The sequence below is a fragment of the Ensifer sp. Root127 genome, from assembly GCF_001425225.1.
Classification (GTDB): Bacteria; Pseudomonadota; Alphaproteobacteria; order Rhizobiales; family Rhizobiaceae; genus Ensifer; species Ensifer canadensis.
Genome location: NZ_LMDX01000004.1, coordinates 16448 through 30330, shown reverse-complemented (window position 1 = coordinate 30330; position 13883 = coordinate 16448). Strand labels below are relative to the sequence as shown.

10 protein-coding genes are annotated in these 13883 nt (G+C 54.3%); 8 read left to right on the top strand and 2 right to left on the bottom strand.

What is annotated here, in order from left to right:
• Nucleotides 1-1473 precede the first annotated feature (1473 nt).
• Together ASD03_RS08540 and ASD03_RS08535 are read left to right on the top strand one after the other, a co-directional pair.
• Entirely contained in the window at nucleotides 1474-1989 is a 516-nt protein-coding gene (locus tag ASD03_RS08540; RefSeq protein WP_057212793.1) for a hypothetical protein, read from the top strand.
• Between the two features lie 188 nt (nucleotides 1990-2177).
• Nucleotides 2178-2861 carry a hypothetical protein gene (locus ASD03_RS08535; protein ID WP_057212792.1) on the top strand — a complete coding sequence of 228 codons (684 nt, stop codon included), beginning with the start codon at nucleotides 2178-2180 and terminating at the stop codon, nucleotides 2859-2861.
• 74 nt (nucleotides 2862-2935) lie between these two features.
• On the opposite strand, the gene ASD03_RS08530 is transcribed toward ASD03_RS08535, so the two are convergent.
• Both ASD03_RS08530 and ASD03_RS08525 read right to left on the bottom strand, forming a co-directional pair.
• On the bottom strand, nucleotides 2936-5095 hold the full coding sequence (locus ASD03_RS08530) for a DNA cytosine methyltransferase (RefSeq protein WP_057212790.1): 2160 nt from the start codon (nucleotides 5093-5095) through the stop codon (nucleotides 2936-2938).
• Nucleotides 5096-5305: 210 nt separating this feature from the next.
• Nucleotides 5306-6136, bottom strand: a complete 831-nt coding sequence (locus tag ASD03_RS08525; protein ID WP_057212789.1) for a hypothetical protein — start codon at nucleotides 6134-6136, stop codon at nucleotides 5306-5308.
• Nucleotides 6137-6361: 225 nt separating this feature from the next.
• On the opposite strand from ASD03_RS08525, the gene ASD03_RS08520 reads away from it, so the two are divergent.
• From ASD03_RS08520 to istB, 6 genes are all read left to right on the top strand, one after another.
• Entirely contained in the window at nucleotides 6362-7708 is a 1347-nt protein-coding gene (locus ASD03_RS08520) for an SIR2 family protein (RefSeq protein ID WP_057212957.1), read from the top strand.
• Entirely contained in the window at nucleotides 7705-9507 is a 1803-nt protein-coding gene (locus ASD03_RS08515) for an ATP-binding protein (protein WP_057212787.1), read from the top strand. The genes ASD03_RS08520 and ASD03_RS08515 overlap by 4 nt, the downstream gene beginning before the upstream one ends.
• 4 nt (nucleotides 9508-9511) lie before the next feature.
• Nucleotides 9512-10297 carry a hypothetical protein gene (locus ASD03_RS08510; protein WP_156407910.1) on the top strand — a complete coding sequence of 262 codons (786 nt, stop codon included), beginning with the start codon at nucleotides 9512-9514 and terminating at the stop codon, nucleotides 10295-10297.
• Between the two features lie 301 nt (nucleotides 10298-10598).
• On the top strand, nucleotides 10599-11276 hold the full coding sequence (locus ASD03_RS08505; protein WP_057212783.1) for a S1/P1 nuclease: 678 nt from the start codon (nucleotides 10599-10601) through the stop codon (nucleotides 11274-11276).
• Nucleotides 11277-11467: 191 nt separating this feature from the next.
• Complete coding sequence (istA, locus tag ASD03_RS08500; protein WP_082557285.1) at nucleotides 11468-12952, top strand: IS21 family transposase; 1485 nt, start codon at nucleotides 11468-11470, stop codon at nucleotides 12950-12952.
• Nucleotides 12949-13842, top strand: coding sequence for an IS21-like element helper ATPase IstB (istB, locus tag ASD03_RS08495; protein WP_057212779.1), 894 nt, complete (start codon nucleotides 12949-12951; stop codon nucleotides 13840-13842). The genes istA and istB overlap by 4 nt, the downstream gene beginning before the upstream one ends.
• Nucleotides 13843-13883: the final 41 nt, after the last annotated feature.

Below are 13883 nucleotides of genomic sequence, written 5' to 3'. Positions count from 1 at the left end.
AATGTCAGTCAGAAACTGTTCGCTAGCCAAGCAGTGGGATTTAATCCAAGCTTCCTCACGCTTTAAGCGCACGAAGCCATCCCGTGTCGCCACGGCGTTACTTCCAGGATTTGACATCATGCCTATTCCGTCCTAATTTGCCGAAGTTCCCAACATCATGTCGGCTGACTGCAGCTGCCTTACCGCTTTGATTGCGATGGGCGGACAATCCGATGTTATGGCCCCCAAGTATGCTGTCGAAATGAATCGAACCGCGATTCATCTAGATAGCAAGCGCAAATAATGCATCTCAAGGTTGAGGATTTGTTCGAGAAAACACTATCTCGAGCTAGCCAACAATCTGGATCAGCCCTGTGGGGAACGAAGATCGGATAGATGGTCAGAGCCGCGACGTGCAGCGCACGTGGACGGTCGTTGAGGCAACTAGCCTGCGAACCCCTGGTGAGCGCGTCGCGCTGGATTGGGTATTCGAAAGAACGACATGGTGGTTCCCTCTGACGGTTACGATAAAACGCATGACACCAGTCGGTCGTAAAGTCGAGACTTTATAGTTAACGAGTTGTTAAAAGTGAAATTATGGTTAACGCCCGCGAAAGTGCTACGGGATCATCCCGACGTGGGCTTGTTAGAGTCGATGTGAGGCTAGCAATCCGCTTGTTGGCAAATTTCTCCGCCACCTCCAGCCTTGCGATCGAAGTCTCAACGCCAACAAGCTGGGCCTTATCCGCAGCCTGTGCCGTGAAGGGCTACCGCTTTCAGCGCGTCAACGTTTGCGTCAGCGTCAGCGTTTCAGTTCCTGCGGATCAAAGTCCATGACTGCAAATGCGGGGCTTGCGGTGACATATGCTGGGTCGAAAAGGATGCTATTTTGCGTGCGTGGGGCGATATGATCCTACACAACAGGTTCAAATGCGTCTGCGAAAACAAGGTCGGCAACAATGTGCTTATCGGGAAATTGCCGAGATAAGCCGGTCGCCTAGTCAATTTCCGTAAACCTGCACAAATGGTACTTGGTCGACGAGCACAGTGTACGCATTTGGGCTATATAGACTTGCCTACCCGGTTCGGGAGCAGCACTCAGCCTGTTCCCCTTCTTGCCCGGACAAATAGCCGCCGCGCTTTTGTCCGTTAAGCCAAAATCTGAAACAGAAAAGGAGACACTTATAGTGGAGACTCTAGTAGCAGCCGTATCCCTACCAATCGCACAGAAGATCGCTGCTGATATCTACGAATGGCTGAAACCGATCGTGACTGCGCGATTTAAGCCACGCCCTCAGTACAGGATCTTTTTCATTTAGTGCCGAATACGACAAAGCCCGCTCGTCCGCTTGTGATGGAGGCGGCGATCCGCCAGGCTCGGCTACAATGTCTAACTTAACGCTTACAGTATTGGGTTGAGTTGGATCGGAGAAATCAACTTCAGATCAATTTTTTTCGGTTACCTGTCTAGACAGAGAAAATCGAGGGACTGAAATGAAGATCCGAACCATCGTGGCAACCGCAGTTGTGGCTATCGTGCTTGCTCAGCCGGCAAGCGCTTTCTGGCTATACCAGAAGCATGAAAGCGCTTTTGACGACGGTGCACTACACGTCGCATTTAGTGCCGCGGTTGGGGCTAACCCGGGTGGTCTTGGTGTACGTTGCAAGGATGGCAAGGCCGAGATCATGTATATCGTGATGGACAGTGGCCTGACATCGAACGACGCCAACAACGCCAATAAAATCGGTGCTATGAAACTCAAAATGCGCATTGATAAAGGCGAGATCAAAGACTACCCGGTCCACTCGTCCGTCAATGACGACAAGTACATCATGGTGTTCGATATCGATAGGTCCGTTGCCGAACAGATGCGGGACGCGAAGAAGTCAATATCTGTTACCGCATCGCTCGCAGGCCAAAACTTCTGGGAAAACACATTCTCCGTCACCGGATCAACCGACGTGATCGGCAAAACGCTCGCACTGTGCGACAGTTCGGCAACTAATTGAAGATGAGCATCCGGAGGCCCCAGAAATGACCAAGCCCGCAACGTGCGGGCTTGGTCATTTCCCATGATGCCTTTCCTTCAGAGAGAACCTCCGGTCGTGACATTGCCGAAGCCGTTGGCCATCCAAATGCAGTTGTTCTTTGCAAAAGGGGTTGGCCAACTGGGGCGTCCTGTTCCGGAGCCCCTACAATGGAATTTCCTCTTCTAAAGCGACTTGCTGAAATTCAGAAAAAACTGAAACCAGTGCTCAACGAACTCGGTCTGAAAGCTAAGCTGACCTCACCTCTCCTGGATAATAGGATCACTTTCACCAACGTTGACGGCAGCGTGGTCCACTCGGTTGAAATCCATCTAGGCGAAGCCGCCACGAGGGGCCAGCCCGATCCTTGGAAGGGCTCGTATATGCGACGGACGAGGGCTGAAGAGGTTCCGATTGGCGATAACGGGTGGAAGTATCTGGAATATGGTGACTTCGCCGATTCAAAACCCTTTGACGAGAATGCCGAGGAGACCTTTGGGTATATTGAAGAATGTCTCAGACATTATCCGGTCATCCGCCAAGGCAATTCCCATCCTGATCTTGTCGTCGATGAGGAATTTGATGAAGTCTATAGAGAGATCGAGTGGAGAATTAGAGACATCACCAACAGCCCCATCACCTGTGACCGAACTGATGGCGTAATGAGCATAAATTTTGCTGAGGAATACAGCGGAGACCTGTGGCGCATCGCGTTTCAAAACTACCGAACGGCGCTCTTTATCAATGGCGAAAAACTTGCGGAAACCGCGTCCTATGATACCAAAAAGGTAGCGCACATGCTCTACGACAAGATTAGAGACCTTCACATCCCGGATCTGGATACTGGTATATGAAGTTTAAGTGGCCACAGCCGACCACTCCTTGCATCAAGGGCCTCTAACGATTCTGATTCATCTTATTCCTGGGCCTATTCCATGTGGGGAAATGCGGCCCAGTATGCTTCACCTTCTTGGATTTGCTTTCGCCATTCCTGTTCTCTGAAGCGTGAGGGATTGTCGCTTTCGGCCATGCCGACGCGAATTCCCTTCGCTCGTTTCCAGCGTTTAGTGTCGATTTTTGTTCTGGCCGCTCTATCAATATCGACAACCTCACCCGAGAGCGCGGCGTGAATTGTGTGCCCAATCACTCGCGAGATTACGGGCGGAATCGTTTGGCAGATCTGCGCAACCTGTTCCTTGTAATCACCAACGAATTCCCAATCGTCCGGAATGCCCTGCAGGCGCTTCAGCACCGGTATTGTTAGTGGAACTGATTTGTAACTGCTTAAATCAAAGTGGGGCTCAACTACCTCATCCGTGCCAAGATAGAATCCAAACTCCTCACGCCATCTATCATGAACACCCGTGAAGTTGCGAACGATTCCGAGGGTATCAGGAACCCATTCTTTCTTACCAAAGGTGCTTAACCAGCGCAGTGCCCACTCCCGGTATTTGTTCTGAGATGCGGAGCGAATCTCTCTAGGGGTCGCCAAGATTTCTCGAAGGTAGGGGAACGCTAAGTGCGCAATTGCTTTGCCGACGGTGAGTTTAATAGGCTGAGTAAGAAATGGCTGGCGCAGATACGGGGCTCGATCCGCTTTGACTCCCATGATTACCGACCGTTGCCTATTCTGTGGAACCCCATACGATCTCGCATCTAGACCGATGATGTCCGCTACCTCAAAGCCCATCTCGTTGGCTTTCCAGATCAGTTTGGTTCGAAGTGCGGTATGGGCGGGCCTTAGGAATTCGGTTCCGCACTCGAAGACGAACGCTTCCGGCTTCACCTCGTCCAGCAATTGAAATGCTCTGGTGAATTGTTGACGTGCGTCATGCTCACCTCTTCCTCTTTCCTTAAAGGCCTCGTCACGAAGAACTCCGCTCAGCAAATGGATCGTTTGGTCTTTGGCAACTTGGGTCGTTATATCCGCAGCGATCGCGGTATCTTCAATTTGCAAGCTTTGAACGTTCCAATCACGCCGATTGGCCCTAATCACTTCGTCCGCAAGTGCGACCGATGTGTAAGCTGCGCGAATGCGAAAACCAGCAGCATCCAAGCCGAGCGCTTCGATTCCGCTTGCCGTACCGATGATGATCGCGTTTAGCTTCCGCGCCGGCCTCGGAGCATATCTTCTATAGCTTTTGAACTCATGGCGAACCCCTGCTAGGAAGGCGATTGAGCTGAGAGCATCCCAATGATCATAGGTAGAGTTTTCTGAAGGAAAACCGCCCGAAAATCCCCCCGATGTGAGCGCTTCAAGAGCATATCTGGCTTCGGCAAAATACCTTCTCGATGGACTTTCGTTTCCGACGTCCACCCAGTCCTCGTGAGCAACAAAAGCGTCAGGAAAAATGTGGTCAAACTCGTTAAGCAGTTCCTTCGCGAGCGTGACAATTTCCCGGCCCTTTGCCTCGACAAGCGCTTCCCCGGACGATTTCCTTTCAGACCAGGCCCGCTCACGTAGTTCGATTGCCGCGTCGTCAAGCGTGTCGAGAAATTCGTCGTTGTGAAGCTCATAGGAATCCGAATTTAAGGAACGACGTTGGTCCTCATGCTGCTTCATCGCTTCGCACAAGTGTTTGGTCGCGACGGTGAAGCTCTGCGCCCGTGTAGAAGCTAGCCTGTGGCACTCGTCCAGTATTCTTAGGTCTCGGAGATTCAACGCATGATCATAATCAGAGGTCTTTGCGTCGTCTGGAACTTCACGCAAGTGAGCGAGTTCGAGATCGCCAAGACGACCATGTGCCTCCAACAAAAGTAAGGCGTGGTCAACGGCTTCCTCGTTGGCGGCTACAAGTGCCTTGATGGCGCCATTGCTCAATGGATGTTTCTGTAGTTCCTTCCTTAGGTCACCCAGTTTCGGCGTGAATGCCGTGTATGTTGATACTTCATCGTGGCTTAGACCGCACTCACGCAAGAAGGTCATCATCTCTGCAGAGCTTTGCCACGTACGCAATTCATCGATGGTGTCGATAAGTGCCAGTGTCGCCTTGGTGATGTTGTGTCGACGTGTCCGGATAGAATCGCCGGCCTGATAAAGAGCCTCGTCGAATGTGGGTACTTTTACGGGGCGTTTTGGGGTCGACATTGGCGTATCTCCTTGGCGGTCTTTCTTGACCACTTGCCACCAAATGATTTCTCAGGAGGCAAAGAGAACAGCTAAATCTTGAACGTTCTGAACCTTTTTCGTCGAACTTTGAGGAAGTCGGAGGCCCTTATAGAGGTGGCTCACTGTCCTAACTGTCGCGTCGTATTGGTCCGTAGCGCTGCTCGACGAACACGCTGTCGGAGAATGGAGCTACTTCCACTTCGCCGCCCACATTCGCAATGCACTTTTCGCTTTCTCCGGCCATTCCTTCACGATTGGCCGGACGATGATTTTTTTGCCCGACGGTTTCCATGCCAAGAAAACCTGCCGGTCCGCAATTGATAGGACTACAATGGCTTCCTGATCCAAGCACATATGGCGCGTACATGCGGTTCCAACGAAATAGTCACCGTCGAATTGTCCCGAACCAACTCCCTTTATGATATCGCTGAAGAAGGATGCGTCGGTTCCGAGTAATGTGTCGATCTGCTCCGCGATCTCTCCGAATTTTAGGAGGTCCCCTGGATGCGATACGGTCTTCTCACGTAACTCCGTCCAGCCTTTTGAAGGGTCAGTAGTGAAAGGCTGCCCCTGGACCTTTTTTAGTCCTTCGCCCGGGGTCCAAATCCATCGCTCACTCGGATGGTTGGGCAATGCTGCTGTAGAAAACGCCAGTTGATCGGGCTTAGTATCAACGGTCACTACAAAACATGTCTCCAGAGGGCCGTCGAGCCGAGGATTGCCGTTCTCCGGAAATGAGATGATAAAGGGAGCGCCCTCGCAAGCGTTCCCGCCCGGGGAGGCCGTGCCGATCAAAGCAGGAACGCCAGAAACCAGATACATATCTTCGAGATCAATGATCGCTTCTTTTAACATCTGGCGACCATCGATCTCCAGTCTCTGCTCTGGATAGCTGCCCAAGACGGTGACGTGGCGCCCGAACAGTGTCATTTCAAAATCTGCCGCTGCTGCGTCCAAAATAGATGCCGTCAAAGAACTGAAGCCGAAGATTGCCGCACAAAGGGAATTCTGTGTTTTCATGTGCCCCTCCCATCGCTCTGGTTTTACATCTTATGTGCAGGGCCTGACTCAAATACAAGTTGGGGGTTTCGTCTCGATATCAATAAGATGGGCGAATGAGACACCTGTTCGTCGCTTTCGCCATTTTCCGTTCAGAGCATGCTCAAGCCGGACCGCTTGCTTTGAATCCAAAAGCACCAATAGTTTCTCCGCAACTCTATGTTGATCTGTGAGTCGGAGGAAAGTGTGAGCGACTTTTGGACGAATAAGCCGGGCGCGGGAGGAAATCTTCGACTTTTGACCCGTGAAGGAAAATGGCTGGCATGGGAAGATCAGGAGGCTGACCCAAGCGACGCCAGCACCAAAAGGATTGCTGGTGCGAAGGGGCGCGTCAACGAGGTCCTGACGCAGGCTGTCCATGCCACCAATGTGCTGACACTCCTTGGATCAGGCGCTTCTTTTTGTGCGAAAAACGCTGGCCCTCTCCAGGCACCTGGAATGAGCGATCTTTGGCAAGCTGCAAGAGAAAACGTCTGCAAGGAAGACCTCGCCGGTTATTCGAAATTCGACAGCGTCGTCCTCGACGTCATCGGCACCCTACCGCCAGAAGAAAATGGCAAGCGGCAAGCGGGTGACATCGAAAATCTCCTTAGCCTCTGTAAGATGAAGCTTGAGTTGATGGAGGTTAGAGCCAAGGAAACTGAAAAAACTGACCCCGACGGTCCGATTAGAAAACTAAAAGTTTTTATCGAACAAGCTGAAGGTGCAATCCTTCAGAAAGTCGATTTCGTTAATCAAGCGACTGATCTGCCCGCCCACAGAGGGTTAATTCAGAAATTCGCGAAACGTGCTGTAGATAAGCCGCGCGTTAAAATGTTCACAACGAACTACGATCTTTGCATCGAAGAGGCCGCATCTCGCCTCGGCGTTGTGCTCGTCGATGGCTTTTCACACAGTGCCGAACAGCGTTTTAACCGCGACTATTTCCAGCATGATATTGTCAGACGGCAAACGTCTGGAACGAAGGCCGACTACATCGATGGCGTCTTTCATCTATACAAGTTTCACGGGTCGATTGACTGGCGACGACGTGCCGATGGGGACGTCATCCGTTCCCGCGCCAGCGATCCGACCCTGAAACCGGTACTGATCTATCCAAGGTCGACCAAATATCAGGAGGCTTTTGAAACTCCATACCTCGACATGTTCGCGGCATTTCAAGCAGCTCTGCGTGAACCTGATACCGCACTTTTGGTCGCTGGTTTTGGGTTCGCCGACGATCACATCAGCGCTCCGATTTGGTCCGCGCTGGAATCAAACCTCAGTCTTCGTCTGATCTTGGTCGATCCATCTTTCATTCCAGCTGTGAAGCTGGATGCGTATCCAGTGCCCGAACATCTACTCGACGTCGGACTTCCAACAAGGAAATATCAACACAAGATAGCGCGCCTGGTCGTGGAGGGTGATCCGCGAGTCACCGTGTTGAATGGCAGGTTCGAAGATTTGGTTGATGCCATTCCGGCGATTTCGGGCGAGTCAGATCGACAACGTCTCCAGATGCGCCTCGATCAGGTCAGGGACGTCACGATATGACCGAGCCAATAATTGCGTTGATTGACCCAGATAAACGCGTTGGGACCGTAACGCGGGTGAGCGCCTCTTCAATTGAGTTAACCGTTCCAAAGGCGCTGGCGGCCAGCGGGCAACGTGGCTTGGCGCGAGGAGCGACGGGCGACTTTGTTTTCATCGATTGCGACCAAGAGACCATCCTCGGTCGGATAACGGACGTCTTCATCCCTGAGCGGCAGCGCCCCGCGCTAGAGCGGCAGATGGAACTTGACGCGAGTGCTGAACCTCAGGGTCGGGCGCAGCTTCTCGCGACAGTCAACAAAGCGACCCATAAGGTAACACGCGGAATCAACGTAAAGCCGCGTGTAGGAGATGGAATTTATCTGGCAGATGGTGGAGCGCTTGCAACTGCCATTCGAGAAGCTCTTCAGGGCGAGATCGAGCCAGGAAAGGACGAGCGCTTATTGGTAAACCTCGGCAGACTATCCGGAATCGCGGATGCAACGATTGCCATGCCGCCAGAAAAATTGTTTGGGCGACACTGTGGAATATTCGGCGCGACCGGAGGAGGTAAAAGCTGGACGCTGTCCAAGCTCCTGAATGAAATAGTTCGGCTTGGCGGAAAATGCATCCTCTTTGATCCCACCGGAGAGTTTGCGGGTAAGGTTTCTGGTGCAAAGGAATATTCATTCTCGAAAGCAAACGAGGAACAGCCACTGGCCAGATTTCCTTACCGCCAATTATCTGAGTTCGATCTGTATGCACTCTTGACGCCATCAGTTCAGATGCAGGGACCAAACCTCCGAAGCGCGATCAAGAGCCTGAGGCTAGCAACGGCGTTGCGGAAGAAGCCGGTACGGTACGCGGTGAAATCCATGGACGACGGCAGTGAACGCTACGCGGTTGGAAAGCGGGGTTTTGTCGAGGTCCGGCATAGCGGTGTCGTGCGGAAGGCCGGAAACAGCCGCCACGCTTTGTCGTTGGCGCTGATCGAGCTGTCAACGGAGCTAGATTCGCATTTCTGCGACTTCGACGTTCAACTTCTCTCTGACCAGATCAAAGAAGAGTGCGTCAAGCAGCATACGAATGACAGCATGGGGTCCTACGGAACCCACGACGACTTTGCTTTAGGGGCCTGCAATTCCTTGAATGTGCGTATCGAGAATTATCTCTCTTCGCCAGAAATGAGATGCCTTTTCTCTGATGACGGTACCGACATCTGCAACGAGATACTGGATTTCATTGCGGACCCCGATCAGCACGCTCTCGTTCTTTCGTTCGAGCATGTCAGCTTTAAGTACAACACCCGCGAACTGTTATTGAACACGCTTGGCCGCTACCTGCTCGGCCTGGCCCGACAGAACGTGTTTCAGAAGTGCCCGCTTGTATGTTTTTTGGACGAAGCCCACCAGTTTATCGGCCGATCCATCGGCGACGACACCAACCATGTCATGCTCGACGCATTCGGCCTCATTGCAAAGGAGGGTCGAAAGTACGGGCTGACAACAACGATTGCCACACAACGACCCAGAGACGTGCCGTCTGACGTTTTAAGTCAGCTCGGTACACTCTTCGTCCATCGGCTCACGAATGACCGGGACCGCGAAACTATCGAGCGGGCGTGCGGCGACCTAGATCGCGACGCAGCCGCTTTCATTCCATCGCTTGCTCAAGGCGAGGCGATCATTGTCGGTCCGGAGCTGCCCGCTCCGTTGCCTGTTCTTGTTGACCGCCCCGAGAAGGGTCAGCAGCCAGGGTCTCACGGGCCGCGCTACCAAGCGTTCTGGGGCAGCACACCCAGCGAAGAGAAAACCGAGAGATAGAGTCGTGCAGTATTTTTGGAGACGTTACGCGTCCTTGTGCTCACTAAATGGTGTGGTACTCGGGGTCTTTCTGGCCTCCGTATTTTTTCTCGTCGTCTTCTGGTCCATCGACATTACGAAGGATGACGAAGCATTTCGGAGTTACTTCAATACAATCCTCACCATTGCCGCTACCGCGCTGGCCGCTCTGGTCGCACTTTTCGGAGTTTCACATCAGATTCGCGACATCAGGGAACGAGATATTCGTGATCGAGAGGCAGTGTTGTTCGCAGCTAATTCTTTACTGCCGATGGCACTGCATGATCTCGTTGAGGTCTGCGATCATAATATTCGTCGTAATTTCCATGGCAGCGATTTGATACCGAACATGCCGCAGGTGGAAGGTGTACGAACCTGCCATTCGGAAACAATGGACGTCTTAAAGGCGTCGATTCAGCACGCGGACCGGTGCGCCCAAGTGAGACTGTCAAATATAATCCGGAATTACCAAGTGACCCTTGCGCGAACTGAGCAAGTATATGCCAAACCCTTGGTCACGGTGCTGGAGGAACAGCAGTGGGTCGACTACGAGCGGAATAATGACGCTGTATCATGGGCATCCCTTAAAGCTTTGGTCAGCGAGGCATTTCCATATGCACGAGACAATTCTAAGCCTATTCCCACACGAGCAGACCCAGGTCACGTTACCGATGCATTAGGCACAGCAGGCCCCGATTTCGATCTCTTTCCCAATTTGAAGATCGTGCTTAGTGTTCGAAAGGAAGCTGGTCGCCTGTTCGTATTCGCCTGACCGGATTTCGAACTAAGCCGGGTATGTCCTTGGCGGATTTCATTCAGTGCGAGGACGACATGCGTTTTTCGCCCATGCGACAGGACTTAAATGGCTGGCTCTACGATATCCAAAGAATGACCAACATGATCCGACAACCAAGGCAAGGCGTCGTATCTTTCAGCTGCTAGCTGCACCTGGTCTCCTGCCCGGATAACAAGGTCCCGATAATTTTAGCGAAGTTGTTCCGCGAGCGGGCTACGTCTTGAGATTGTTGAAATTCGATGTGATACTCCGTTTGCTGGTTGAAGGGGATAAAGCCATGCGCATTCCCATCTCGTTGCTTGTGCTCTTTGCCCTTACGCCCGTGAGCGCGTTCGCTTGGGGGCAGGAGGGGCATTCGATCGCGGCGGAGATCGCGGAGCGTCGGCTGAACACGTCTGCAGCAGCCATGGTTTCTTCTCTATTGGGCCCTGGGGTCTCCTTAGGATCCGTCTCCACCTGGGCTGATGATGTTCGCGAGGAACGGCCAAAGACGTACAACTGGCATTTCGTGCCGATGGCTATGGGACAATCGGACTACATCCCCCAAAGAGACTGCGCGCTCGATCCCGAAAAAGGGGACTGCGCCGTGGCCGAAATCTTGCGTGCACAAAAGGAAATGCACTGCGCGTCAGACATTCTTGCTCGCGCCGAGGCGCTGAAATTCCTTGTCCACTTTGTCGGTGATCTGCACCAACCATTCCACACGGTGCTCGAAGGATTTGGGCTGAACCGCCACGCGGTCACTACGCGTATCGGTGGCGAGACCTGCGGTACCGCATGTGACTTTCACAGGCTCAAGTCGGAGGACGAAAATCTCCACACAGTTTGGGACAGCACACTGATCAAGAAACAGGTCTACGGGTGGGGCAGCTATGTCGACCGGTTAGAAACGACGTGGTTGAAAACGGCGGATGTTGCGACGGAATTGGCGGGTGCGCGGCGGCAATCACGGTGAGATTCAGCGTCAATCAGGATGAGACTCGGCGGCGGGGGTGTGACGAAGGGAGGGCGTAGCCCGACCGGAGTTACACCCCCGCCGCGGCGCAATTTTTCGGCGTCTCATGATCGCGGTCGGCCCGCTACGGTGGTGGTTTTCTGGAATGGAGAACCACCTTTGTGCCGGGTCGCCATGTAACCGATCATCAGATGAGATTATTCATGAAGTACCGACAAACGCATTCTGTTGAGGTCGCCGCCGCGAAGGCGTCGATCAGCCGGGCGACGGCGTTCCGTATGGAGAAAGAGCAGCGCCTTCCCTCGCAAAACAAGCCGCCGCGTGGTCGGCGTCGCCCCGATCCGCTTGAGCATATCTTTGATGCGGAGGTCGTTCCGCTTCTCAAGGCCGCTCCCGGCATTCGTGCGGTCGCCGTTTACGACGAGATGCTGCGGCGTCATCCGGAACTGTCCGAAGGTATTCGTCGCACACTTGAGCGGCGGATCCGGTCATGGCGGGCCGTTCACGGCCAGGAACAGGAGGTGATCTTCCGCCAGATGCATGAACCCGGCCGGCTAGGGCTGTCGGATTTTACCGACATGGGCAGCCTCAGCGTGACGATCGCCGGCCAGCCGCTCGACCATCTGCTCTATCACTTTCGGCTGGTCTGGTCGGGCTTCGAGCACGCCCATGTCATCCTCGGCGGCGAAAGCTTCGTCGCCTTGGCGGAGGGCCTGCAGAACGCCCTGTGGTCCATTGGCGGCTCGCCGCTCTATCACCGCAGCGACAGCCTATCGGCCGCCTTCCGCAACCTCGATGCCGATGCCAAGGTCGATCTGACAAACCGCTATGAGGAGCTGTGCGCTCATTACCGGATGACGCCAACGCGTAACAACAAGGGCGTCGCCCACGAGAACGGCTCAATCGAAAGTTCTCACGGCCATCTCAAGAACGCGGTCCGCGATGCACTCCTGATGCGCGGCACCAGAGACTTCAACGATCTCCGCTCCTACCGCGCCTTCATCGACGAGATCGTCAGCCGCCGTAATGCCGCCCATGGCAAGCGCATCGATGCCGAGCGCCCGCATCTGCAGGCGCTTCCCGATCGCCGCACGTCCGACTTCGAAGAGGTGGTCGTCACCGTGTCCCGCACCGGCGGCTTCGCCTTGCGCAAGGTCTTCTACACCGTCCCCTCCCGTTTGATCGGCCACCGGCTGCGTGTGCGTTTGTTTGACGATCGCCTCGACGTCTTCATCGGCGGCACGCATCTACTGACGCTGCCACGAGGTCGCGCCCATGCGAGTGGCAAGCACGATCAGGTCGTCAACTATCACCACGTCATCCACTCTCTGCGCAAAAAGCCGATGGCGCTTCTCAACCTGGTCTATCGCGACAAGCTCTTCCCGCGGCCGGAATATCGCAGGACTTTCGACGCTCTCATCGAGCAGCTACCTGACCGGCAGGCTTGCAAGATCACCGTCGAACTGCTGGCGCTGGCTCATGATCGCGGCTGCGAGCGTGAACTGGCCGAGGAGCTTGCCAGAACGCTCGACGCCCACAAACTGCCTGACCTGGTGGCCTTGAGAGCGGTCTTCGGCCCGGACCCGGATCAGTTGCCGACCGTTCATGTGCAACTCGCATCGCTCAATAGCTATGAAGCCCTGATGGGGGCTGCCTATGCCGGAGAGCTCGCATGAAGAGCATTCACACAATCGACGAAGCACGACTTGGCATCATGCTGAATGAGCTCCGGTTGCCGACGATCAAGACGCTGTGGTCGCAATTTGCCGAGCAGGCCGATCGGGAGGGATGGCCAGCCGCCCGCTTCCTCTCGGCCATCGCCGAACATGAACTGGCCGAGCGAGCGCATCGCAGGATCGAACGCCACCTCGCCGAGGCGCATCTGCCGCCCGGGAAGACGCTCGACAGCTTCGCCTTCGACGCCGTGCCCATGGTCTCCAAGGCCCAGGTCATGGCGATTGCCGCCGGCGATAGTTGGCTCGCCAAAGGTGCCAATATCCTCCTGTTCGGTCCGCCGGGTGGCGGAAAGAGCCATCTCGCCGCGGCCATCGGCCTCGCGCTGATCGAGAACGGTTGGCGGGTGCTGTTCACCCGCACGACCGACCTCGTCCAGAAGCTTCAGGTCGCACGGCGTGAACTCCAGCTCGAATCCGCCATCGCAAAGCTCGACAAGTTCGATCTGCTCATCCTCGACGATCTGGCCTACGTCACCAAGGACCAGGCCGAAACCAGCGTGCTCTTCGAACTCATCTCCGCAAGATATGAGCGGCGCTCCATCATGATCACCGCCAATCAGCCCTTTGGAGAATGGAACCGCGTCTTTCCGGACCCAGCCATGACGCTTGCCGCGGTGGACCGACTTGTTCATCACGCAACGATCTTCGAAATGAACGTCGAAAGCTACCGGCGACGTTCCGCCATGGAAGCCAAACGCCAGCGCGGCAGACCCGCCGCCTGCGCGACAATCAACAGCTCTTCCCAGTTTGTCGCGGAGCGGCAATCAGAACACGACGAGACTCTTGCCAGCGACAATCAGCATGATACGGTCATCCCGACCGCGACATAAGAATCTCATCCAGATTGTCGCCGCCGTCTCATCCTGATCGC